The organism is Bradyrhizobium sp. USDA 336, assembly GCF_044908355.1.
GTDB lineage: Bacteria > Pseudomonadota > Alphaproteobacteria > Rhizobiales > Xanthobacteraceae > Bradyrhizobium > Bradyrhizobium yuanmingense.
On the sequence record NZ_JBIYDC010000002.1, the window covers coordinates 3,664,745 to 3,686,306 of the forward strand.

The 21,562-nt window shown below is 64.9% G+C and carries 22 protein-coding genes; 9 read left to right on the top strand and 13 right to left on the bottom strand.

Going from position 1 to position 21,562, the window contains the following annotated elements:
• The first annotated feature begins 167 nt into the window (after positions 1-167).
• Positions 168-449, top strand: a complete 282-nt coding sequence (locus ABIA45_RS18180; RefSeq protein WP_036013199.1) for a hypothetical protein — start codon at positions 168-170, stop codon at positions 447-449.
• Between the two features lie 77 nt (positions 450-526).
• Here the strand turns inward: ABIA45_RS18180 and ABIA45_RS18185 are convergent, their stop codons facing one another.
• Complete coding sequence (locus ABIA45_RS18185) at positions 527-1,753, bottom strand: lytic murein transglycosylase (protein WP_157281663.1); 1,227 nt, start codon at positions 1,751-1,753, stop codon at positions 527-529.
• 7 nt (positions 1,754-1,760) lie between these two features.
• Positions 1,761-3,410: an energy-dependent translational throttle protein EttA gene (gene ettA / locus ABIA45_RS18190; RefSeq protein WP_404543150.1), complete on the bottom strand. Its 1,650-nt coding sequence runs from the start codon at positions 3,408-3,410 to the stop codon at positions 1,761-1,763.
• 235 nt (positions 3,411-3,645) lie between these two features.
• On the opposite strand from ettA, the gene ABIA45_RS18195 reads away from it, so the two are divergent.
• Complete coding sequence (locus ABIA45_RS18195) at positions 3,646-3,861, top strand: hypothetical protein (protein ID WP_128263772.1); 216 nt, start codon at positions 3,646-3,648, stop codon at positions 3,859-3,861.
• A gap of 131 nt (positions 3,862-3,992) precedes the next feature.
• Complete coding sequence (locus ABIA45_RS18200; RefSeq protein ID WP_404653055.1) at positions 3,993-4,955, top strand: D-2-hydroxyacid dehydrogenase family protein; 963 nt, start codon at positions 3,993-3,995, stop codon at positions 4,953-4,955.
• A gap of 54 nt (positions 4,956-5,009) precedes the next feature.
• Here ABIA45_RS18200 and ABIA45_RS18205 read toward each other — a convergent pair whose 3' ends face one another.
• On the bottom strand, positions 5,010-6,206 hold the full coding sequence (locus tag ABIA45_RS18205) for a L,D-transpeptidase (protein WP_271541877.1): 1,197 nt from the start codon (positions 6,204-6,206) through the stop codon (positions 5,010-5,012).
• Positions 6,207-6,573: 367 nt separating this feature from the next.
• Between ABIA45_RS18205 and ABIA45_RS18210 the strand changes: the two genes are divergently transcribed.
• Positions 6,574-7,344, top strand: a complete 771-nt coding sequence (locus ABIA45_RS18210; RefSeq protein WP_404653057.1) for a hypothetical protein — start codon at positions 6,574-6,576, stop codon at positions 7,342-7,344.
• 171 nt (positions 7,345-7,515) lie between these two features.
• Here the strand turns inward: ABIA45_RS18210 and sseA are convergent, their stop codons facing one another.
• From sseA to ABIA45_RS18225, 3 genes are all read right to left on the bottom strand, one after another.
• Positions 7,516-8,373, bottom strand: a complete 858-nt coding sequence (gene sseA, locus ABIA45_RS18215) for a 3-mercaptopyruvate sulfurtransferase (protein ID WP_404653059.1) — start codon at positions 8,371-8,373, stop codon at positions 7,516-7,518.
• A 126-nt stretch (positions 8,374-8,499) separates the two neighbouring features.
• Positions 8,500-8,913 carry a rhodanese-like domain-containing protein gene (locus tag ABIA45_RS18220; protein ID WP_271541882.1) on the bottom strand — a complete coding sequence of 138 codons (414 nt, stop codon included), beginning with the start codon at positions 8,911-8,913 and terminating at the stop codon, positions 8,500-8,502.
• Positions 8,914-9,042: 129 nt separating this feature from the next.
• The gene (locus tag ABIA45_RS18225) at positions 9,043-10,218 is read right to left on the bottom strand and encodes a VWA domain-containing protein (RefSeq protein WP_036013185.1); all 1,176 of its coding nucleotides are present in this window, start codon (positions 10,216-10,218) and stop codon (positions 9,043-9,045) included.
• Between the two features lie 159 nt (positions 10,219-10,377).
• Here ABIA45_RS18225 and ABIA45_RS18230 point away from each other — a divergent pair, with 159 nt between their 5' ends.
• Both ABIA45_RS18230 and ABIA45_RS18235 read left to right on the top strand, forming a co-directional pair.
• Positions 10,378-10,623 (top strand): GlsB/YeaQ/YmgE family stress response membrane protein, encoded by a 246-nt coding sequence (locus ABIA45_RS18230; protein WP_024339459.1) that lies wholly within the window; start codon positions 10,378-10,380, stop codon positions 10,621-10,623.
• Between the two features lie 105 nt (positions 10,624-10,728).
• Positions 10,729-11,571, top strand: coding sequence for an AAA family ATPase (locus ABIA45_RS18235; protein ID WP_404653060.1), 843 nt, complete (start codon positions 10,729-10,731; stop codon positions 11,569-11,571).
• A 1,020-nt stretch (positions 11,572-12,591) separates the two neighbouring features.
• Here the strand turns inward: ABIA45_RS18235 and ABIA45_RS18240 are convergent.
• From ABIA45_RS18240 to ABIA45_RS18260, 5 genes are all read right to left on the bottom strand, one after another.
• Entirely contained in the window at positions 12,592-12,873 is a 282-nt protein-coding gene (locus ABIA45_RS18240; protein WP_404653061.1) for a hypothetical protein, read from the bottom strand.
• A 1-nt stretch (position 12,874) separates the two neighbouring features.
• Positions 12,875-14,521, bottom strand: a complete 1,647-nt coding sequence (locus ABIA45_RS18245) for a GMC family oxidoreductase (RefSeq protein ID WP_275497024.1) — start codon at positions 14,519-14,521, stop codon at positions 12,875-12,877.
• Between the two features lie 16 nt (positions 14,522-14,537).
• Positions 14,538-15,131: a GNAT family N-acetyltransferase gene (locus ABIA45_RS18250; protein ID WP_404653064.1), complete on the bottom strand. Its 594-nt coding sequence runs from the start codon at positions 15,129-15,131 to the stop codon at positions 14,538-14,540.
• 158 nt (positions 15,132-15,289) lie between these two features.
• A complete protein-coding gene (locus tag ABIA45_RS18255; protein WP_404653066.1) occupies positions 15,290-16,216 on the bottom strand; it encodes an SMP-30/gluconolactonase/LRE family protein in 927 nt (308 codons plus the stop codon).
• Between the two features lie 134 nt (positions 16,217-16,350).
• The gene (locus tag ABIA45_RS18260; RefSeq protein ID WP_404653067.1) at positions 16,351-17,184 is read right to left on the bottom strand and encodes a GyrI-like domain-containing protein; all 834 of its coding nucleotides are present in this window, start codon (positions 17,182-17,184) and stop codon (positions 16,351-16,353) included.
• A 171-nt stretch (positions 17,185-17,355) separates the two neighbouring features.
• Here ABIA45_RS18260 and ABIA45_RS18265 point away from each other — a divergent pair, with 171 nt between their 5' ends.
• The gene (locus ABIA45_RS18265) at positions 17,356-18,459 is read left to right on the top strand and encodes a mandelate racemase/muconate lactonizing enzyme family protein (RefSeq protein ID WP_404653069.1); all 1,104 of its coding nucleotides are present in this window, start codon (positions 17,356-17,358) and stop codon (positions 18,457-18,459) included.
• Positions 18,460-18,468: 9 nt separating this feature from the next.
• Here the strand turns inward: ABIA45_RS18265 and ABIA45_RS18270 are convergent, their stop codons facing one another.
• The gene (locus tag ABIA45_RS18270; protein WP_404653071.1) at positions 18,469-18,825 is read right to left on the bottom strand and encodes a hypothetical protein; all 357 of its coding nucleotides are present in this window, start codon (positions 18,823-18,825) and stop codon (positions 18,469-18,471) included.
• Between the two features lie 184 nt (positions 18,826-19,009).
• Here ABIA45_RS18270 and ABIA45_RS18275 point away from each other — a divergent pair, with 184 nt between their 5' ends.
• Positions 19,010-19,234 (top strand): hypothetical protein, encoded by a 225-nt coding sequence (locus tag ABIA45_RS18275; protein WP_024339451.1) that lies wholly within the window; start codon positions 19,010-19,012, stop codon positions 19,232-19,234.
• Positions 19,235-19,514: 280 nt separating this feature from the next.
• On the opposite strand, the gene ABIA45_RS18280 is transcribed toward ABIA45_RS18275, so the two are convergent.
• Complete coding sequence (locus ABIA45_RS18280; RefSeq protein ID WP_157281691.1) at positions 19,515-20,171, bottom strand: glutathione S-transferase family protein; 657 nt, start codon at positions 20,169-20,171, stop codon at positions 19,515-19,517.
• 165 nt (positions 20,172-20,336) lie between these two features.
• Between ABIA45_RS18280 and ABIA45_RS18285 the strand changes: the two genes are divergently transcribed.
• Complete coding sequence (locus tag ABIA45_RS18285; protein WP_271541897.1) at positions 20,337-21,560, top strand: polyhydroxyalkanoate depolymerase; 1,224 nt, start codon at positions 20,337-20,339, stop codon at positions 21,558-21,560.
• Positions 21,561-21,562: the final 2 nt, after the last annotated feature.

The following is a 21,562-nucleotide window of genomic DNA, read 5'->3' on the forward strand; positions in this document are numbered from 1 at the left end:
GGCCTGAAAAAGACCGCTTTTTCTCGTCACAGCTCCGTGTGCGTTTACCGTGGATTGACCATTTGCGCGCTTCCTAGCTGCAAGGCCAATTCCATCAGAGTGTGCGTGAACCTTTGAAACCCGGGCGCCTCTAACAGGAGGACCCATCTCCCAGGAGAGCCAAGAGCATGAACAAGACTTTAGTTGCCGCGCTCACGGTCGCGACGGTCGCCGGTTCGCTGGTGACCGCCGCTCCGTCCGCGAAGGCCCATGACGGCGTCGGCGCCGGTATCGCAGCCGGCCTGATCGGTGGCGCCATCGTCGGCGGCGCCATCGCCTCCAGCCGTCCCGCCTATGGCGGCCCCGTTTACATCGCCGAGCCCCCGCCGCCCGCGCCCTGCTATTGGCGCCGCGAGCGCTATTGGGATGGCTACGGCTGGGTCAGCCGCCCGGTTCGCGTTTGCTACTGATCTGATTGCCTGGCGCATGCGCGCCGCGATCGGAAAGCCCGGCCGAGAGCATTGGCCGGGCTTTTTGTTTGCGCACGCTATCGCGCCGCCTGGATCGAACGCAGCACCTCTTCGCTCGGCCAGCAATCGACCTTGAGGCCCGCCGACTTCTGATAGGCGCCGAGCGCGGCACGCGTCTGCATGCCGGCCTTGCCGTCGATCTTGTCCTTGTAGAGTCCGATCCGCATCAACCCGCGCTGCATGGTCTCGACGTCCTTGGTGCGCAATTGCTTCGAGGCGGACCAGGGCGTTGCGAACGGCAGCGGGCTCGTCATGCGGTCGCTGAGATGGCCGACGAACAGCACGTAGAGATCGGAGAAATTGTATTCCTTGATGACGAAGTAATTCTTCGTGGTCAGGAATGACGGGCCGTAGATGCCTTCGGGCTGGAGCAGCGAGGCCGGCTGCGCCTGCTCGGCGGCGCTGAGCTTTTGGCCGCGTACCGGGACAAAACCCTCGCGCAGCCATTGGCCGATCGGCTTCGTCACCTCCGGCACGCCCGTCGTGCAATCGACCTTCGGCGGCGCCTGCACCTCGTAAGCCCAGCGCACGCCGCTCTGCCAACCCTTGTTGACGAGCTGCTGCGCAGCCGAGGCCAGCGCATCCGGCACCGAGTGCCAGATGTCAATGCGGCCATCGCCGTCGAAATCGACGCCATGCTTGTAATATTCGGACGGCAGGAACTGGGTGAGGCCGGTCGCGCCGGCCCAGGACGAGCGCATGTCCTTGCGCGTGACGACGCCCTCATCGAGGATCTTGAGCGCGGCAATGAACTCGTTGCGATACTGATCCTTTCGGCGTCCGACATAGGCCTGCGTCGCCAGTACGCGCACCAGATCGTAGGGCAACGTGTGCCGGCCATAGTCTGTCTCGCGGCCCCAGATGGCGAGCATGACGGTCGCCGGCACCCCGGACTTCTTCTCGATCTCGTCCAGCGAGGTACGATGCTTTTGGAGCAGCCGCTGCCCCTCGCCTGCAAGCCGCGCGATCGAGGCTTCCTTGACGTAGTCGGCCGGCACCTGCACGAACTCGGCCTGCGACGGCGCGCCAGTCGCCGGCCGCCCGGGCAAGAGCAGATCGGGCAGCTTGTAATCGGGCTCGAGTCCGCGCGTCTGCTCCTCGAACGTCTTGCGCGAGACGCCGGCCTCCTGCGCTTCCGGCCATAACGAGGCGATGAACTGTGTGAAGGCGGCGTCGGCAGCATGGGCGGGCGAGCAGCCGCAGGCGATAACGATCACCGCAGCAATAAGCGCCCGCCGCATCATGCCGCGATCACCGCGTCAGCTTCTTGTACTTCACGCGGTGCGGGATGATGCTGTCCTGGCCGAGCCGGCGCATCTTGTCCTTCTCGTAATCCTGGAAATTGCCTTCGAACCATTCGACGTGGCTCTCGCCCTCGAAGGCGAGGATGTGCGTCGCGATGCGGTCGAGGAACCAGCGATCGTGGCTGATGATGACTGCGCAGCCGGCAAAATCCTCTAGCGCCTCTTCGAGCGCGCGCAGCGTGTCGACGTCGAGGTCGTTGGTCGGTTCGTCGAGCAGCAGGACGTTGGCGCCGGACTTCAGCATCTTGGCGAGGTGGACGCGGTTGCGTTCACCGCCCGAGAGCGCGCCGACCTTCTTCTGCTGGTCCGCGCCCTTGAAGTTGAACGCCGAGCAATAGCCGCGCGAATTGACTTCCTTCTTGCCGAGCAGGATTAGTTCGTTGCCGCCGGAGATCTCCTCCCACACCGTCTTCTTGCCGTCGAGCGCGTCGCGCGACTGGTCGACGTAGCCGAGATGCACGGTCTCGCCGACCGTGATCGTGCCCTTGTCAGGCGTCTCCTGCTTGGTGATCATCTTGAACAGCGTGGTCTTGCCGGCGCCGTTCGGACCGATCACGCCGACGATGCCGCCCGGCGGCAGCTTGAAGGTGAGATCGTCGATCAGGAGACGATCGCCGAAGCCTTTGCTCAGGCCTTCGAAATCGACCACGTTGGCGCCGAGCCGCTCGGCGACCGGGATGATGATCTGCGCGGTCTGGGTCTGCTTCTCGCTCGCCTTCTTCAGCAGCTCCTCATAGCGCTGGTAGCGCGCCTTCGACTTGGCCTGGCGGGCCTTCGGCGACGAGGCGACCCATTCCTGTTCGCGGGCCAGCGTCTTCTGGTGCGCCGCATCCTCGCGACCCTCCTGCTCCAGACGCTTCTGCTTCTGCACCAGCCAGGACGAGTAATTGCCCTCGTACGGGATGCCGCGGCCACGATCGAGCTCGAGGATCCAGCCGGTGACGTTGTCGAGGAAGTAACGGTCGTGGGTGACGATCAGGATCGCACCGGGATAATTGCGCAGGTGCCCTTCCAGCCACGACACGGATTCCGCGTCGAGATGGTTGGTCGGCTCGTCCAGCAGCAAGAGCTCGGGCTGGTCGAGCAGCAGGCGGCACAGCGCGACGCGGCGGCGCTCACCGCCCGAGAGTTTCGTCACGTCGGCATCGTCGGGCGGACAGCGCAGCGCGTCCATGGCCTGGTCGACCTTGCTGTCGAGATCCCACAGGCCCTGGGCCTCGATCTCGTCCTGCAGCTTGGTCATCTCGTCGGCGGTCTCGTCCGAATAGTTGACCGCGAGCTCGTTGTAACGGTCCAGGATCGCCTTCTGCTTGGCTACGCCCTGCATGACGTTTTCGCGCACGGTCAGCTTGGAATCGAGCTGCGGCTCCTGCTCGAGATAGCCGACGCGGGCGCCCTCGGCGACCCAGGCTTCGCCGGTGTATTCCTTGTCGAGACCGGCCATGATCTTGAGCAGCGTCGACTTACCCGAGCCGTTGACGCCGAGCACGCCGATCTTGGCGTCCGGGTAGAAGCTCAGATGGATGTTATCGAGCACCTTCCGGGTCGGGTAGCTCTTGGTCAGGCCCTGCATGAAATAGATGAACTGGCGCGCCATCGGTCCCGTGAAACCTTCGATTTGAGGAAATTTTGCTTGCCGCCGATGTAGCGATCCCGCCCCCAAAGGGCAACGTTTTCCGTCCGTTCACCACGGATGAATACGGTCAGGAAACCATCCGGCCACCGATCCGGACAATTGAAACCATCTTTTAATAAATCAGGCCAAAGCTCGGTTTCGCGCGGAAACAGCGCCACCCGCTCAGAACGAACGGGGAGCACAGCGAGGCCGCATCATGGCTCTGATCGAGACCCATTCTCTTCCTGTTCCGGCAGGAGCCGGGCGCGACTCCGGGTTCGCCTCGGAGATCAAGGCCTTCTGGAAGCGCTTCTTCGTCACCGCCTTCAATCCCTACCGGCCCGAGCTGCATTACATGCGCGGCCCCGGCCCCGCCTGGCGCGCCAAGCACGGCATGGATGCACCGTTCCGCTTGAAGCCCCGCGACCTCTGAGCGACGATCTCCTATCGGATTTTTGAAGGCGCAGGCTGCTTGCGCGCCGGCGCGATTGCGCGCAAACCATGGCCAGGTTCCGATGACGGCGCCCGCCCGGCGCCTTCACCTCTCGCCATGGATGAACGCTGATGAGCCGGCTGCGCTGCGCGATCCTCGACGACTATTTCAATCTCGCCCTCGACGTCGCCGACTGGCCGAAATTGTCGGATCGCGTCGACATCACCGTGTTCAGCCATCCCTTCGCCTCCGAGCAGGCCGCAGCCAGTGCGCTCACCGAGTTCGAAATCATCTGCGCGATGCGCGAGCGCACGGCATTTCCCAAGAGCCTGTTCGATCGCCTGCCGAAGCTGAAGCTGCTGCTGACGTCGGGCATGCGCAACGCTGCGATCGACATCGAGGCCGCGAAAGCGCGCGGCATCGCCATCGGCGGCACGCAATATTCCCGTGATCCGACGGCGCCGCTCGCCATGGGTCTGATCCTGGAGTTGACCCGCGGCATCGGCCGCGAGAACGCGCGGATGCATGCGGGCGAGTCCTGGCAGACCTTTGCCGGTGTCGAGATCGAAGGGCTGACGCTCGGCGTCGTCGGGCTCGGCAAGCTCGGCAGCAAGATGGCGGGCATTGCGAAGGCGTTCGGCATGAACGTGATCGCCTGGAGCCCGAACCTCACCGCGGAGAAATGTACGGCGGCCGGCGTCGGCTACGCCTCCAAGGAGGAGCTGTTCGCCAAGGCCGACATCGTCACCATCCACGTGGTGCTGAGCGAGCGCTCGCGTGGCCTCGTCAGCCGCGCGGATCTTGCGCGGATGAAGCCGACGGCCTTCCTGGTCAACACCGCGCGCGGGCCGATCGTGGATGAGCAGGCGCTGCTGGACGCTTTGCAGCAGCGCAAGATCGCAGGTGCCGGATTGGACGTGTTCTCGGTCGAGCCGCTGCCGGTCGACCATCCCTTCCGCAAGCTCGACAATCTCGTGCTGACGCCGCATCTGGGCTACGCCACCACGGATGGCCTGCGCATCCATTACGGCCAGATGGTCGAGGCGATCGCCGCCTTCACCAAAGGCGGCGATCTGCCGCGGAAGCTGGCCTGAACGAAAAGGGCGTGCCGACGGCACGCCCTTCGCAATCTCATCGAGTTGAGGCCCTCAGCGCACGGTGACCGGCGCGGGCAGCGGCGGCACAACGGTGGGCTGCGTCCCCGGGACCGGGCCCGCCTGGGCGGACATCGGAGCCGGCCCGGCAGCGCTCTGCGTCGGCGCGGCGGAGGCCGTCGCCGTTCCCGGCGGCGGACCACCCGGCATCACGACAACGCGGGTGCCGACCTTGACGCGCTCGAACAGGTCGGAGACGTCCTCGTTCAGCATGCCGATGCAGCCGGAGGAGACGAACTTGCCGATCGTCGAGGGCTGGTTGGTGCCGTGGATGCGGTAGACGGTCGAGCCGAGATACATCGCGCGGGCGCCAAGCGGATTGCCCGGGCCGCCGGCCATGAAGCGCGGCAGATAGGGCTGGCGCTCGATCATCTCGGTCGGCGGATGCCAATCCGGCCACTCGGCCTTGCGGGTGATCTTCTGCACGCCGGTCCAAGTGAAGCCGTCGCGGCCGACGCGGACACCGTAGCGGATCGCACGGCCGCCTCCGAGCACGTAATAGAGGTAGGTGTTGGGCGTATCGACCACGAGCGTGCCGGCCGGCTCCTTGGTCTGGAACGCGACCTCCTGACGGCGCAGGTTCGGCGGCAGCTGCACCGGTGCAGCATCGGGCTGCTCCTCGGGCGGCAGCGCGGCCAAGGCCACCGGGCGGCCATCCGTGCCCACGGGCGGCTGTCCGGCCTGGACCGCCCCGGTCGCGGCAGGACCGCCCACAGCCTCGGGCGGACGCAGGCCATCATTGGCGGGCGATTGCTGAGGCGGACGGTCGGCGTAGATCACCGCCGGCGGACCGGCGGGCCGGCCGTAGCGGGGATCGTCGGGCGACATCACGGGGCCCTGCGGCGCGGCCGAATAGACCGGCGGGGCGCCAGCCGGGCGCCCATAGCGCGGATCATCCGGCGACATCACCGGACCTTGGGGCGGGGCAGCCGAATAGACCGGAGGCGCGCTCATCGGACGACCGTAGCGCGGATCGTCGGCCGGACCGGGCGGCGGCAGCGAGGCATGCGGCATCGCCTCGTCGTCTTCGTCGAGCGCGTCGAAATTCGGCATGCGGTCACCGGGCCGATATTCGGCCGGTGCGCCATAGCCGGGCACCTGCTGGATCGGATAGCTCTGAGCCTGAGCGAGCGAGGTTCCCGCCGCAGCGACTGTTGCGGCAGCGCATATCGTCAGAAAGTGTTTGATCATCATCGCTCTTGTATAGTCCCCAAGCCCGATCGGACCGTTAACGGCCAGATGACGGAAGATAGCGGCACATTCAAGACATATCAGGCGTATTTGCGCCGGATTTGCCGATTTGTGATCCGCAAGACTACCGTTGCCCCGTTGCATCACGAGGCTGAAATCGTGTCGCGCCTTCGATTGGCGCGACGGTCGACCGCGATTTTAACGGAACGATGCGGAGACGTTGCGATATGGTCGAATCAGCCTGATTCGCCACCTTTTTGAGCTCCGATCCCGCGTGGCGAACGCGGCAAGCAGTACCGTCACCGCGTTCAGATGGCTCTTGAGCCCCGGCCACTCCGCCGCCGGGGCGGAAATTCGCAATCGCTCAATGCTTCCCGGCTTTCGCTTCCTGTTTGCCGCGATCCTGCTGTCAACCTCCATCCTGGTGTTCGGCCTAGGGGCCGCCGCGCTGCTCCGGGCGACCCATCAGCAATATGTCAACAACCCCGGCTGGCGGAACGGGCCGCAGGAGCAGGTGTTTGCGCAAGCGCCCGAGCCGGCCCAGCCGGTGCTCGCGGTGCTGCGGGCCGAGCCGGAGCCGCCCGCCGAGACCACGCCATCGCTGCGCGATCAGGTGCCGACCATTGCTCTGCCCTTGAGCGAGCCCGAACAGGTGGCCGCACTCAGGACCGAGACCGACGTCCAGCCCGAGGCCGCCGCGCCCCTGGCTGAAGTGCCGGCCATCGAACCAGCCAAGCCCGAACCGACGGTGGCGGCCGCAGCGCCGGCTTCGATCGATACGCTGACCCCCGCCGACACCACGGCCGGGATTCCCGAGGCCCAGCCTGCCGCAATCGCCAGCGAGCCGGAACCGGCTGACCCGGCCCTCGCCGCCGCGGCGCTCGATGTCGCCTCCGCAAGGCTCGCTGCGCTGAACGCTGCCACGGCGGCGACGGACGCGCCGGCGAAGGTCAAGGCCGAAAGCAGCAAGGCCGAGAGCACCAAGCCGGACAGCAAGGCGACCAAGCGCAAGGCCAAGGCCAAGAAGCGCCAGCGCGTGGTGCGGCGCCCGCCGCCTCAGCAGCTGCAGCAGCAGCTCGATCCGTTCGGTCAGCAGCAGCCGGCTTTCGCGACAACAACGACCGCACGCACGCGCTGATCTTCTTCACCTCGCCCCGCTTGCGGGAGCCGATCTGGAACGCTCACAGAGGTCGTCATGCCCGGGCCTGTCCCGGGCATCCACGTTCTTCGTACTGCGCGTCAAGGCGTGGATGGCCGGGACAAGCCCGGCCATGACGCTGTGGAAGCGCGAACGCATCCAATACTCATATCACGCCGGGCCGGTCGCGATGGCCGGGCCGCCGGCCTGGCCCCATTCCGACCACGAGCCGTCGTAGAGCGCGGTTTCGGTGATGCCGAGGCGGTAGAGCGCGAGCGTCAGCACGCCGGCCGAGACGCCGGAGCCGCAGCTCGTCACGATCGGCGCATCCAGCTTGACACCGGCCTTCGTGAAGGCGGCGCGGAGCTCGTCGAGCGGCTTCATCTCGCCGGTCGCGGCATCGAACAGCAGATTGTAGGGCACGTTGCGGGCGCCGGGGATGTGGCCGGAGCGGATGCCCGGGCGCGGCTCGGGCGCGCGGCCTTCGAAGCGATCGGCGGCGCGCGCGTCGATCACCTGCTCGTTGCGGCTTTCGACATTGGCGATCAGTTGCTGCATGCTGCGCACGCGGTTTGCGTCATAGCTCGCCGTGAAGGTCGCAGGCTTCGGCTTGACCTCACCGCTCTCGGTCGCGCGTCCCTCGGTGCGCCACTTCTTCAGGCCGCCATTGAGAATGCGCACGTTGCTGTGGCCGTAGGACAGGAACATCCACCACGCACGAGGCGCTGCGACCCAGCCGCCGGCATCATAGAGCACGACGGTGTCCGCGTTGGAGATGCCGAGATTGCCCACGTCGCGGCCGAACTGCTCCGCGCTCGGAAACATGTGCGGCAGCGGGTTGGAATGATCCGACACCGCATCGACGTCGAAGAACACGGCGCCCGGCAGATGCGCGGCGAGATAATCGTCCTTCGGCAGCGGCAGCACGCCCGGCAGCTTGAAGCTGGCGTCGAGGATCTTGACGTTGGCATCGCCGATGTGAGCAGCGAGCCATTCGGTGGAGACGAGGGGGTCGGTGGCGATGGTCATGGGCTTTTCCTTGCTGTCATTCCGGGGCGCGCGCAGCGCGAGCCCGGAATCCATCGCGCGGCAGAGTCGGCGGATGAATGGATTCCGGGCTCGCGACTTCGTCGCGCCCCGGAATGACGAGAGGGGTCACCCCTTCTTCTTCGGCTCCCATTTCTCCGTGGGCCCCCCGGCATCGCGCCAGGCGGCGTAGCCGCCGGCGATGTGGGCGACGGGCTTGAGGCCCATGTCTTGCGCGGTCTTGGCCGCGAGCGCAGAGCGTAAGCCCCCGGCGCAGTGGAACACGAACTTCTTGTCCTCCTGGAAGATCGGCTTGGCGTACGGGCTCTGCGGGTCGATCCAGAATTCGAGCATGCCGCGGGTGCAGGCGAAGGCGCCGGGGATGCGGCCGTCGCGCTCGATCTCGCGGGAATCGCGGATGTCGACGATGACGACGTCGCCGTTCTTGGAGATCTCGATCGCGTCCTTGGCGGTGAGCGTCTCGATCTCGGCATTGGCCTCGTCGATCAGCGCCTTGATGCCGCGGGTGATGGTCTGGGGCACGTGCTTCTCCCTCTTGTTGTCATTCCGGGGCGCGCGTAGCGCGAGCCCGGAATCCATTCCTCTACATGCACTGCGCCCGATGGATTCCGGGTTCGCCCTTCGGGCGCCCCGGAATGACGACGGGAGGCATCAGTGCGTCAATTCCTTCATCGCGGCTTCCAGCCCCTCGATCGTGATCGGATACATCCGATTGGCGAAGATGCGCTTGATGATGGTGGTGGATTCCGAATAGTCCCAGTGCTTCTGCTGCACCGGATTCAGCCACACCGTATGCGGATAGGTGCGGATGATGCGGTCGAGCCAGACCGAGCCCGGCTCCTCGTTGACGTGCTCGACCGAGCCGCCGGGCACCATGATCTCGTAAGGCGACATCGAGGCGTCGCCGACGAACACGACCTTGTAGTCGTGCGGGTATTTGTGCAGCACGTCCCAGGTCGGCGTGCGATCGGTGAAGCGGCGCTTGTTCTGCTTCCACACGCCCTCATAGAGGCAATTGTGGAAGTAGAAATACTCCATATGCTTGAACTCGCTCTTTGCCGCCGAGAACAGCTCCTCGACCTGCTCGATATGCGCATCCATCGAGCCGCCAATGTCGAAGAACACCAAGAGCTTCACCGCGTTGCGCCGCTCGGGTCGCATGTGCACGTCGAGATAGCCGTGATTGGCGGTCTCGCGAATGGTGGTGTCGAGATCGAGCTCGTCCGGCGCGCCGGTGCGGGCGAATTTGCGCAGGCGCCGCAGCGCCACCTTGATGTTGCGGATGCCGAGCTCGACATTGCCGTCGAGATCCTTGAACTCGCGCTTGTCCCACACCTTCACGGCGCGGTTGTTGCGGTTCTTCTCCTGGCCGATCCGCACGCCTTCGGGGTTGTAGCCGTGGGCGCCGAACGGCGAGGTGCCGGCGGTGCCGATCCATTTCGAGCCGCCCTGGTGACGGCCCTTCTGCTCCTCGAGGCGCTTCTTCAGGGTCTCCATGAGCTTGTCCCAGCCCATGGCCTCGATCTGCTTCTTTTCTTCTTCCGTCAGATACTTCTCGGCGAGCTTCTTCAGCCACTCCTCGGGGATCTCCGCCTTCTCCATGGCGTCGAGCAGGCTTTCCAGCCCCTTGAATACGGTGCCGAAGACGCGGTCGAACTTATCGAGGTTGCGCTCGTCCTTCACCAGTGAGGCGCGGGACAGGTAATAGAAATTCTCGACCGTATAGTCCGCAAGGTCAGCGTCGAGCGCCTCCATCAGCGTGAGGTATTCGCGCAGCGTCACGGGGACCTGCGCATCGCGCAGAGAGGTGAAGAATTGCAGGAACATGGGTGACAGATTGCCCGTCGGGTGGCGGACGTCAAGGGGCGCCGCTTCACCTCTCCCATCGGGAGAGGTGAAGCGCGAGCGCTTCGACTGAGGCTGGACCGGCAGGCTTTTTGCTCTAGAATTAGCGGCCTTCACGGGGTGGTTTGGGGAACGTTTGCAATGGGAATTGTCGCCGCGCTCATCATCGGCGCGATCGCCGGCTGGCTGGCCGGCAAGATTGTCCACGGGGCGGGATTTGGGCTGGTCGGCAACATCGTCGTCGGCATCATCGGCGCGCTGGTGGCGAGCTGGGTTCTGCCACAGCTGCACATCCAGCTGGCAACGGGCACGATCGGCGCCATCGTCGATGCCACGATCGGCGCGGTGATTGTGCTCGTCATCCTTTCGCTGATAAAACGGGTCTGAAAGCCTGACCGAACCAGGAACGGCCGCCGCGAGCGGCCGTTCGCTTGTCGTGACCAGGGCATGAAATTGGCAATGCCTGGCGACGACGACCAACAAGGACGCGCAATGAAATTTACCGGCACCAAGGACTATGTTGCGACCGATGACCTCAAGGTCGCCGTCAACGCTTCGATCGTGCTGGAGCGCCCGCTCCTGGTGAAGGGCGAGCCCGGCACTGGCAAGACGGTGCTGGCGGAGGAAGTGGCGAAGGCGCTGAACGCGCCGCTTCTGACCTGGCACATCAAGTCCACCACCAAGGCGCAGCAGGGCCTCTACGAATACGACGCGGTATCGCGCCTGCGCGACAGCCAGCTTGGCGATGCCCGGGTGTCCGACATCAGGAACTACATCAAGCGCGGCAAGCTGTGGGACGCCTTCACCAGCGAGCAGCGCCCGGTGCTCCTGATCGACGAGATCGACAAGGCCGACATCGAATTCCCCAACGACCTCTTGCTCGAGCTCGACCGCATGGAATTCCACGTCTACGAGACCGGCGAGACGATCAAGGCCAAGCAGCGCCCGATCATGATGATCACCTCCAACAACGAGAAGGAGCTGCCGGACGCGTTCCTGCGCCGCTGCTTCTTCCACTACATCAAGTTCCCCGACGCCGACACGATGGGCCGCATCGTCGACGTCCACTTCCCCGACATCAAGAAGCGCCTCGTGGAAGAAGCCCTGCGCATCTTCTTCGAGGTCCGCGAGGTGCCCGGCCTGAAGAAGAAGCCGTCGACCTCAGAGCTCTTGGACTGGCTCAAGCTGCTGCTCAACGAGGACATGAGCGCCGAGCAGCTGCGCGAACGGGACCCGCGCAAACTGATTCCGCCGCTGCACGGCGCGCTGCTGAAGAACGAGCAGGACGTGCATCTGTTCGAGCGGCTGGCGTTCTTGAGCAGAAGGGAAGTGTAGGCACGCCGTAACGCGTCGCACGGTGCCGTAGGGTGGGCAAAGGCGCATAGCGCCGTGCCCACCGTTCCTCCGTGATGGATGCAGATCGTGGGCACGCTTCGCTTTGCCCACCCTACGATATCGAGCGTGTCGCGAGCAGCCTCCCGATCCCGTCATTGCGAGCGCAGCGAAGCAATCCAGAGTCCCTACGCGGAGAGCTTCTGGATTGCTTCACTGCGCTCGCAATGACGGAGCAAGGAGCAACGGCGTCGTTCTCCGCCGGCAATTCAATTTGCAGACGCACCTTCGCAGCCTCGCGGCTCATCTCGCCCGAGCTTTGCTTCATTCCGTCGCCCAACAGAAAGAGGGCGCAGGGAAGACCGGGTGCCGACGGGCACCCGCGGTCCGCTGCGCGAAAAGCACACGCAGAAAACCGCACAGCAGCATACAGGTGTCGCCGATCACTCGGCCTTCCCTGCGCGATGGTCGGACGGCTTATGCCGTGCTCTCCCGGGAGCCGAATTCCTTCTGGCCTCCCTCGCCCCGCGAATTGACGATGCCGTCCGCCCGGTTGGGTTCGCGCGCATCTCCGCAGCCAGCTTGACCATAGCAACGACGGCCAGGACCACACGGTTTTGCCGTACGCAGCTCATCCGGCTTCGCCAAGAAGCTTCGCCGGACTTCAGCGCCGTTCGTCTGCACGGGGGCCTCGGGCTCACAGGGACTACCCGCCCTGCCCGCACCCATCGTGCCGACGCTGCCGCGTCCACCGCAACCCGGCCCGCGTTTCGAACGACTCGCGAACCGCCCCTCTTCGTCGGGCCGGGCTGTCTCGATCTATGCCGCAATTCCGAATTTCGGTAAAGTGGAATATTTTCGCGAAAAGGGGTTGACGGGCCCGCGAAACAGCAAGCTTGTAGGGTAGACGCCCTTGCGCCGTGCCCACCACCTCTACAATATTGCAGCAGAAGCGTGGGCACGCTTCCGCCTTCGCTCTTCGAGCTACGTCGGACAAGTCGCTTTGCCCACCCTACGATTGAGCTACGTCAGATCAGCCTGCGCCCGCCACTGGTCCATCGATTCGAAAATGACAGTTCTAGGCCAGCTCGGATCGACTTCTTTCTTGCCGGACCACGTCAAGTGAACTTCGGTCACTCTTCCATCTTCAAGGGAGGCAAGGACGTCATCATGGTCGTCTCGCCTGGCGAGCACCTTGATCTTCAAACCGATGAGCGGGTGCCGATCACCAATCTCTTTCCTTAACTCCTCTTCGAGAAGAAGGCGTTCTCGTTCATCGATGACCTGGCGCCAAGGCCCAAGCACCTCACGCCACCGCCGTGTCCGGAATGCGCGCCGCTTCCATCGGCTGCTTGCCGCGGATCAGGTCGGAGGCGCGGTCGGCGATCATCATGGTGGATGCATTGAGGTTCGCCGAGATCATGCGCGGCATGACCGAGGCGTCGATGACGCGGAGGCTTTCGAGGCCGTGGACGCGGAGATGGTCGTCGACCACCGCCCAGGTGGAATCCGCCGGGCCCATGCGGCAGGTGCAGCCGGGGTGGAACGTGGTGGTGCCGCGCTCGGTGGCGGCGTGCAAGAATTCGTCGTCGGTGTTGACGTTGGGGCCGGGGAAATCCTCGTAGGCGTAATAGGGCGACAGCGGCGCGGACTTCAGCAATTTGCGCGCGAGCTTCATGCCGCCGACGATGACGCGGCGGTCGAGCTCGGCATCGAGATAATTGGTCTGGATGATCGGCGGCGCGAACGGATCGGATGAGCGGATGCGGACATAGCCGCGGCTCTCGGGGCGCTGCTGCCATGACGCCACCGTCATGCCGGGCTCATCCTCGAGCTGGCCCTGCACGCCCTCCTTGTAGCTTGCCGGCGTGAAGGTAAGCTGCAGATCGGAGCTCTCCGCGCTCTCGCCGGAATGCCAGAAGCAATAGACCATGGTCGGCGACAGCGACAGCAGGCCGCGGCGCGCGGTGGCCCATTTCGCCGCCTCGACCCAGAGACGCCAGCCGCGGCGGAGCTCGTTGATGGTCTTGATGTCCTTGACCCGCGCCACCGTGCGCGGGGCGTAGTGATCCTGCAGGCCCTCGCCGACCGGCAGCGCGTGACGCACGGCGATGCCGTGCTGCTGCAACAGATCCGGCGAGCCGATGCCGGAGAGCTGCAGCAGCTGCGGCGAATTATAGCTGCCGCCTGAGAGGATCACCTCCTTGTTGGCGCGCACTTCGACGGGATGGCCGCCGCGGCCGCCCTTCATGTAGCGCACGCCGACGGCGCGCTTGCCCTCGAAGATGATCTCGGTCGCGTGCGCATGCGTATGCACATGCACGTTGGGCCGCTTCATCGCCGGCTTGAGGAACGCGGTGGCGCCGGAGACGCGCAGGCCGTTGTTGATGGTGCGCTGGCAGTAGGAGACGCCTTCCTGGGTCTTGCCGTTGTAATCGGGATTGCGGGGAATGCCGAGCGAGACCGCGCCTTCCATGAAGGCCTCGCAGAGCGGATCGCGCCAGTTCATGGTGGTGACGATGAGGTTGCCGTCGCGGCCGCGATAGGTGTCCTCGCCCTCGCCGATCCGCTTCTCCAGTCGGCGGAAATAGGGCAGCACGTCGGCATAGCCCCAGCCGCGATTGCCCATCTGCGCCCAGGTGTCGAAATCCATGCGCTGGCCGCGATTGTAGATGTGGCCGTTGATCGAGGACGAGCCGCCCAGCGTCTTGCCGCGCGGCGCGTAGATGCTGCGACCGCCGGTCCAGGGACCGGGCTCCTGCTGATAGGCCCAGTTGATGCTCTTCATGTGGAAGGTCTTGATGAAACCCGCCGGCAGATGGATGTAGGGGTGCCAGTCGGACGGGCCCGCCTCGAGTACGCAAACGGAGGTGTTGGGGTCCTCGCTGAGCCGGCTGGTGAGCACGCAACCGGCGGAGCCCGCGCCGACGATCACATAATCAAATCTATCCATGGTCCCTCGGCCGCCCCTAGCGCGGCTTGTCGTTGAGTTGAAATTCGAGATGCGCCTGCACCGTCGGCCATTCGGCGGCGGTGATGCTGTAGACGACGGTATCGCGCAACGTGCCGTTCGGCGCGATCTGATGGCTGCGCAAAATGCCGTCCTGCTTGGCGCCCAGGCGCTCGATGGCGCGGCGGCTCTGGTGGTTGAAGAAATGCGTGCGGAACTCGACCGCGATGCAGTTCAGCGTCTCGAAGGCATGGCGCAGCAGCAGCAGCTTGCACTGCGTGTTGAGCGGGCCGCGCTGCGCGCTCTTGCCGTACCAGGTCGAGCCGATCTCGACGCGGCGGTTGGCGGCATCGATGTTCATGTAGGTGGTCATGCCGACGATCTTGCCGCCGGCATCGAACACGGTGAAGGGCAGCATCGAGCCCGCGGCCTGCAGGCCTAAGCGGCGGTCGATCTCCTTGCCCATGTTCTCCGGCAGCGGGATTGCGGTGTACCACAGCTTCGACAGCTCGCCGTCCTTGACCGCCTCGACCAGCCCTTCGCGATGGTCATGCGACAGCGGCTCGAGACGGGCGTGCTGTCCGCGCAGGGTGATGGGATCGGGCCAGGGCATTTCTCACTCCATAATGACTGCCGTCATTCCGGGGCGCGACGAAGTCGCGAGCCCGGAATCCATAACCACCGCCTGGGGTTATGGATTCCGGGCCTGCGTGCTGGCGCACGCATCCCGGAATGACGACGGATGTATTGGCACAACTCGCCCAGATACATTCACTTGTTCAGAAAATTCAACGGCAATCCGCCGCGCGGCCAGTCCATGGCGATCAGCTCGCCCTTGCCCGACAGCGTGATGTAGGCGGTCCTCAGCTCGGGGCCGCCGAAGGCGATGTTGGTGGTGACGCGGTCGCCGGTCGGGACCTGTTCCACCAGGGTGCCGTCGGGCGCGATCACCGAGATGCAGCCGGAGACGAGCGTGGCGATACAAACATTGCCGCCAGCTTCCACCGCGAGGGAATCGAACATCTGGTAGCCGCCGAGGCCGCAGATCGGCTGGCCGCGCTCGCCGCGATAGATCGGATCCCGCGGCTTGAGCGTGCCCGGCGCCGAGAGCTCATAGGCCCAAAGCCGCCCGGTCGGCGTCTCCGCGATGTAGACCGTATTCTCGTCCGGCGACAGGCCGATGCCGTTGGCCGGCAATACGCCATGCACGATTTCGACGATCTCGCTCATGCCGGGCTTGAGGTAATACATGCCGCCGACGTCCATCTCGCGCGCGCGGCGCTTGCCGAGGTCGGAGAACCAGAGGCCGCCGTGCTTGTCGAAGACGAGGTCGTTCGGCCCGCGCAGATCGTGCGCGCCGCATTTGGTCACGACGGTCTCGACCTTGCCGGATTGCAGGTCGACGCGCTGGATCGCGCCGCCGAGATACTCGTCCGGCTGCGGGCCCGGCATGATCATCTTGCCGGCCGGAATCCAGGAGAAGCCGCCATTGTTGCAGATGTAGATCTTGCCGTCGGGTCCGAGCGCGGCGCCATTCGGGCCGCCGGGAATCCTGGCCACGATGTCCTTGCGGCCGTCGGGATAGACGCGCGTCAGGCGCTGGCCGCGGATCTCCACCAGCACCACCGAGCCGTCCGGCATCACGACCGGCCCTTCGGGAAATTCGAGGTCGGTGGCGAGAACGCGGACGTTGGACATTGGACCCTCCCGGCTGCTTGTTATGGCTTGCACGGGATGTCCGGCTCGGCCCCCCGCAGGCAAGATTTGCCTGCGGTTATGGCAAAGTCGCCGGGGCTTGCCAAGCAAGCGGGACGGTATGCCAGCGTTGCGTGTTATTCGCTGACAGGTATCCAGATTTCGAAGCCGCCGTTGCCGGTGGCGGGATCGAACTTTTCGTCATAGCGCTCGAAGTTGGGCGCGTCCGCGGCTTTCAGGCCAGACGCCGGCAGCCATTGATTCCAGATCGTGTTGACGGTGCGCCGGATCGAGGCGACGTGATCCTTGTGCGTGAACACCGCATAGCGCTGCTCCGGAATGCGGATGCGACCGAAGCGGCGCGGCAGGTCGGAGAAATCGGCGACCTCGACGCCGGCAATGTAATCGAAATTGCCGGCATCATCGCCGTTGCAGCAGACGCCGTAGGCGACGTTGCCGACGCGCGCGGGAATGTCGAGGACCTCCCGATTGAAGCGCTGCCATAGACCAGGGATCATGGCACCGTTGTCGCAGGAGATGCGCTCGGCGAGACCGGCGACGAGGAAGGCTTTTGCGGTCTCGAAACGCGGTGGGGCAAGATGGTCGAGCATGGTGGAATCCATGAGGATCGGCTCCTGTAGCCTGAGCTGGTTGACGCACGCTGCCGCCCTCACCGCTTCGGGCGTGGTGCCGAATTGGTCGCGGAACGCGCGGGTGAAAGCTTCGTGCGAGCCGTAATCTGCCTCCAGCGCCAGTGACAGGATGTCGGGTGCGCCCTTTGCCAGACTGCGCGCCGCCTCCGTCAGCCGCCGCGCGCGCACGTAGCGCATCACCGGCAGACCGACCGCTGCGGCAAACGCACGCACGATGTGGAACCGCGACACGCCCGAGATCGCAGCGATCTCGTCGAGCGTCATTGGCTCGGCCAGATGGCTCTCGATATACCAGAGCGCGCGCTGGGCTGGATTCATGGCGGCTCAAACCTCGTTCGAAGCGCGGCGATGATGCGCCGGTCTCCATCGCTCTGCTTGATCGGCATTGCTGTGCTTCGCATGAGCATAGTCCGGCAATGGCCCCTGGCAACGCCCTAACGTTCGTGGCTACACTCGTCGAAACCGCTCAGGAGAAAGAGGAACCGGGTCATGGAAATTACCGATGTGCGGGCGCACCATATCCGCATCCCCTATGATGCCGGTGTCGCGAGCTTCCGCCAGGGCGCTTCCGCCATCACGGCGCTCGACATGGTCCTCGTCGAGGTCACGACCGATGCCGGGCTGACCGGCTGGGGCGATGCTTTCGCCTATGTCTGCCCGCGCACGACGCGCAGCGCGGTCGAGGAGATGATCGCACCGCAGGCCCGCGGTCTGAAGGTGCCCGATGCGGCCGGCATTCCCGAAGCGATGGAGCAGATCCAGCGCAATTTGCATCTGTTCGGCCGCTACGGCATCACCATGTTCGCGATCTCCGGCCTCGATATCGCATTGTGGGACCTGGCCGCGAAGGCCGCGGGCGTGCCACTGCATCGCCTGCTGGGCGAGATCAGGCGCACGGCGATCCCGGCTTACGCGAGCCTGCTCCGGATCGGCTCGCCCGACAACATCGCCGCCGAATGCAGGAAGGCGCTCGCGCTCGGCTATGGCGCGATCAAGCTGCACGAGACCACGACGCCTGCGGTGCTTGCCGCGCGCGAAGCGATCGGTCCCAACATTCCACTGATGGTCGACATGAACTGCCCGCTGACCGGGGAGCAGGCGATCGCCTTCGCGGCGACATGCCGCGACGCGCAGCCGATGTTTCTGGAAGAGCCGGTCTGGCCGCCGGAAGACTTCGCCACGCTTGCCGAGGTGCGCAGCAAGAGCGGGCTCGGAATTGCCGCCGGCGAGAATGCCTGCACCGAATATCAATTCCGCCAGATGATGGAGGCGGGCGCGGTCAGCCACGCCCAGCCCTCGGTGATCAAGGTTGGCGGCATCACGGAATTCCTGAAGGTCGCAGGCTTGGCCGATCGGTCCGGCGTCAAGATCGTCCCGCACTCGCCTTACTTTGGCCCGGGCCTGCTGGCGACGCTGCATCTGCTTGCGACGCGCGACGACGGGCTGGTCGAGATGTTCTATCTGAAACGCGAAGCCTGCCTCTGGGGCGGCCGCGCCGATGTCGATGCAAGCGGCCATGTCGCGGTGCCCGCGGGACCCGGACTCGGCTACGAGCCCGATCGTGGCGTGATGGAGCGCTATCGCGTGGCGTGATCGGCGCGCCTATTTCGCAGCGTCCTTTGCCGGCTGCGCGTCCTGCTTCTTCTTCATATCCTCAGTGGTCTTCGCCTGCGCGGCCTGGAGATCGAGAAGCGTCTTCTGCAGGCCGGCGATGGCTGTCTTCAGCGCATCGATCTGGCGATTGGCAGCATCCAGTTTCTGCTGATGATCGAGGGTGAGCTTGGTGATCGTCTTCTGCAGGAAGTCGACATTGCTCTGGAGGCAGCTGGTGCGGCGCTCCATGGTTTTCTCGACTGTGCAGATCTCGATGCCGGGCACGTCCTGCGCGAGCACGGGCGGAGGCGCCAGCGCTGCGAGCAGCAACATTGCGAAACAAATGCCGGCGTTTCGAAGCAGCATGAAAGTTCCTCGCCAGTCGATCACATCAATGTGCACTGTTTGCGCACTGCAGCGTGAGGCTACCACACTCGCACCGCATTCTCGCGTTGAGCTTGGGCTCGTTCCCCTTGGGACGGGGGAGCAGTGAACCGCATGCGGAAGAAGTGGGCGCTCTCCGCGGCTTTGTTTAGGGGAGATTTTCGGAATGGCAACGCGCGATAGACGTTTGGCGGAATTCGACGGCGCCGGAGAACCACCGCCGGGCCTGCCACTCGAAGTGCTGTGCGAGGATCACAGCGGGACCTATCAACTGCCGTTCGCCTGCCGCTATGTCGAGGGACGCTGGCAGAACCACGAGGCCGGGATTGCGGTGGAAGCAACCGTGATCGGCTGGCGCCTGCCGCGCGTGAAGCAGCGCGGGGCCGCCTGAAGGCGGTGTCTGTTTCAAAATGCGACGGGGCGGCGCTGCGCTTTAACCTTCGGAACGCGGCCCGAACGAATCACGTCCGAATCAGCCGAAGCGCCTTGTACGCACCTGTTCACGGCTAGATCTCGCTGCGGTTCGGCAGGCACGCACAATATCTGCGCAGCCGGCCGGATCGCAGGCGCCTGTCACCGGGTCCAAAGGTTAATTGGTGCAAAGGCATAGCGCTGCGGTCCGCAGCGGAGGGCCGCCGCCCCCGAAACAGGCACAGCCGTGCAACGCCTGCCTAATATTCGACCTCGAGCTCCTCGATCTCGGCCGGCTCCTCCTTTGCCGCCGCGACCCATTCCTGCATCTCGGGCATGGCCATGATGGTGTCGGCATAGGCCTTCAGCGGCGGTGCGAGCTTAACGTCGTAGGTCACGAAGCGCGTCACGACGGGAGCGTACATCGCATCCGCCATGGTGCGCTTCTCGCCAAACAGGAAGGGACCGCCCGATTTCTCCAGGCAGTCGCGCCAGATGAACCAGACGCGGTCGATATCGGCCTGCGCCCGCGACCAGATCTTGAAGCCGGGAAAGTGCCCCTTCAGGTTGACCGGCAGCGAGGCGCGCAAAGTGGTGAAGCCGGAATGGATTTCGCCTGAGATCGAGCGGCAATGGGCGCGCTGGATGCGGTCGGCCGGCAACAGGCCTGCGTCCGGCATCACCTCGTTGAGATATTCGGCAATCGCCAGCGTGTCCCAGACCACGGCACCCTCGTGCCGCAGGCACGGCACCAGGATCGAGGACGACAGCAGCAGGATCTCCGCGCGCGCCGACGGATCGTCCGGCGCGGTGACGATCTCCTCGAAATCGAGCCCGGAGAATTTCGTCAGCAGCCAGCCACGCAGCGACCAGGACGAGTAGTTCTTGCTGCTGATGGTCAGTGTCGCCTTCGCCATAGAGCCCTTCCCTCACGCCTGGGCAACGCACCGCCGCGCGTGCGTGCCCGTGATCTGTGCCTACCCGACCGGGGCGCAGCAAGCGACGTGCCAATTTTCCGGGCGGTCCGGCTCCCGTCTGGCTTCGATATTGCATCACGACAGGAGGCAAGTGGGCGCTTCAGTATGATGTCGATGTATTATCAGGCTTTTCAGAACCACATGGACCTGACTGCGCCATGGCGCGCGGGGGCTTCGTCCGCACTCAAATTCCTCAATCTGGTGCCTCAGGGCTCATCGGACCAGGTGGTCGGCCGGCTGTCGGCCGCGCTGGAGCTGATCTCGCGCTCCACCCTCACCTATGACCGTCCCGCCTACGGCATCGACAGCGTCATGGTGGGCAACCGCGAGGTCGCAGTCAGCGAGGAGATCGCCTACGCGACGCCGTTCGGCTCGCTGCTGCACTTCAAGAAAGAAGGCGTCGGCGAGCAGCCGCGCATGCTGCTGGTGGCGCCGATGTCCGGACATTTCGCCACGCTCCTGCGCGGCACCGTGAAGACGCTGCTGCAGGACCACGACGTCTACATCACCGACTGGCACAATCCGCGCGACATCCCGCGCAGCGAGGGCCGCTTCGGGCTCGACGACTACACCGAGCACCTGATCGACTTCCTTGGGCAGCTCGGGCCGCGCCCGCACATGGTGGCGATCTGCCAGCCGTCCGTCTCCGCGCTCGCGGCTGCCGCGATCATGTGCGAGGACAACCATCCCTCGCGCCCGGCGACGCTGACGCTGATGGCCGGCCCGATCGACACGCGGATCCAGCCGACCAGGGTCAACGAGTTCGCCAAGAGCAAGCCGATCGAATGGTTCGAGCGCAATCTGATCAACTACGTGCCGGTGCAGTGCCGCGGCGCCCTGCGCAAAGTCTATCCCGGCTTCGTGCAGCTCAGCGCCTTCGTCTCGATGAATCTCGAGCGCCACATCAAGCAGCACATGGACCTCGCCAACCACATCGCCAAGGGCGAGAAGGAGAAGGCCGCGACCATCAAGACCTTCTACGACGAATATTTCGCCGTGATGGATCTGCCGGCCGAGTTCTACATCGAGACCGTGCGCGACGTGTTCCAGGAGCACCTCCTGCCGCAAGGCAAGCTGATGCATCGCGGCCGTCAAGTGAACACCAAAGCCGTCAGTCGCATGGGGCTGATGACGGTCGAGGGCGAGAAGGACGACATCTGCTCGATCGGCCAGACGCTCGCCGCCCAGGACCTCTGCACCGGCGTGCGCGCCTATCGCCGCGTCCACCACATGCAGGCCGGCGTCGGCCATTACGGCGTGTTCTCCGGCAAGCGCTGGAACAACGAGATCTATCCGCTGCTGCGGGACTTCGTGCACGTGAATTCGTGAGG

Excerpts from the sequence above, each read along its gene's own strand:
- ABIA45_RS18180 (WP_036013199.1), top strand. The coding sequence starts at position 168 with ATGAACAAGACTTTAGTTGCCGCGCTCACGGTCGCGACGGTCGCCGGT.
- ABIA45_RS18185 (WP_157281663.1), bottom strand. The coding sequence starts at position 1,753 with ATGATGCGGCGGGCGCTTATTGCTGCGGTGATCGTTATCGCCTGCGGC.
- ettA (WP_404543150.1), bottom strand. The coding sequence starts at position 3,410 with ATGGCGCGCCAGTTCATCTATTTCATGCAGGGCCTGACCAAGAGCTAC.
- ABIA45_RS18195 (WP_128263772.1), top strand. The coding sequence starts at position 3,646 with ATGGCTCTGATCGAGACCCATTCTCTTCCTGTTCCGGCAGGAGCCGGG.
- ABIA45_RS18200 (WP_404653055.1), top strand. The coding sequence starts at position 3,993 with ATGAGCCGGCTGCGCTGCGCGATCCTCGACGACTATTTCAATCTCGCC.
- ABIA45_RS18205 (WP_271541877.1), bottom strand. The coding sequence starts at position 6,206 with ATGATCAAACACTTTCTGACGATATGCGCTGCCGCAACAGTCGCTGCG.
- ABIA45_RS18210 (WP_404653057.1), top strand. The coding sequence starts at position 6,574 with ATGCTTCCCGGCTTTCGCTTCCTGTTTGCCGCGATCCTGCTGTCAACC.
- sseA (WP_404653059.1), bottom strand. The coding sequence starts at position 8,373 with ATGACCATCGCCACCGACCCCCTCGTCTCCACCGAATGGCTCGCTGCT.
- ABIA45_RS18225 (WP_036013185.1), bottom strand. The coding sequence starts at position 10,218 with ATGTTCCTGCAATTCTTCACCTCTCTGCGCGATGCGCAGGTCCCCGTG.
- ABIA45_RS18230 (WP_024339459.1), top strand. The coding sequence starts at position 10,378 with ATGGGAATTGTCGCCGCGCTCATCATCGGCGCGATCGCCGGCTGGCTG.
- ABIA45_RS18235 (WP_404653060.1), top strand. The coding sequence starts at position 10,729 with ATGAAATTTACCGGCACCAAGGACTATGTTGCGACCGATGACCTCAAG.
- ABIA45_RS18245 (WP_275497024.1), bottom strand. The coding sequence starts at position 14,521 with ATGGATAGATTTGATTATGTGATCGTCGGCGCGGGCTCCGCCGGTTGC.
- ABIA45_RS18250 (WP_404653064.1), bottom strand. The coding sequence starts at position 15,131 with ATGCCCTGGCCCGATCCCATCACCCTGCGCGGACAGCACGCCCGTCTC.
- ABIA45_RS18255 (WP_404653066.1), bottom strand. The coding sequence starts at position 16,216 with ATGTCCAACGTCCGCGTTCTCGCCACCGACCTCGAATTTCCCGAAGGG.
- ABIA45_RS18260 (WP_404653067.1), bottom strand. The coding sequence starts at position 17,184 with ATGAATCCAGCCCAGCGCGCGCTCTGGTATATCGAGAGCCATCTGGCC.
- ABIA45_RS18265 (WP_404653069.1), top strand. The coding sequence starts at position 17,356 with ATGGAAATTACCGATGTGCGGGCGCACCATATCCGCATCCCCTATGAT.
- ABIA45_RS18270 (WP_404653071.1), bottom strand. The coding sequence starts at position 18,825 with ATGCTGCTTCGAAACGCCGGCATTTGTTTCGCAATGTTGCTGCTCGCA.
- ABIA45_RS18275 (WP_024339451.1), top strand. The coding sequence starts at position 19,010 with ATGGCAACGCGCGATAGACGTTTGGCGGAATTCGACGGCGCCGGAGAA.
- ABIA45_RS18280 (WP_157281691.1), bottom strand. The coding sequence starts at position 20,171 with ATGGCGAAGGCGACACTGACCATCAGCAGCAAGAACTACTCGTCCTGG.
- ABIA45_RS18285 (WP_271541897.1), top strand. The coding sequence starts at position 20,337 with ATGATGTCGATGTATTATCAGGCTTTTCAGAACCACATGGACCTGACT.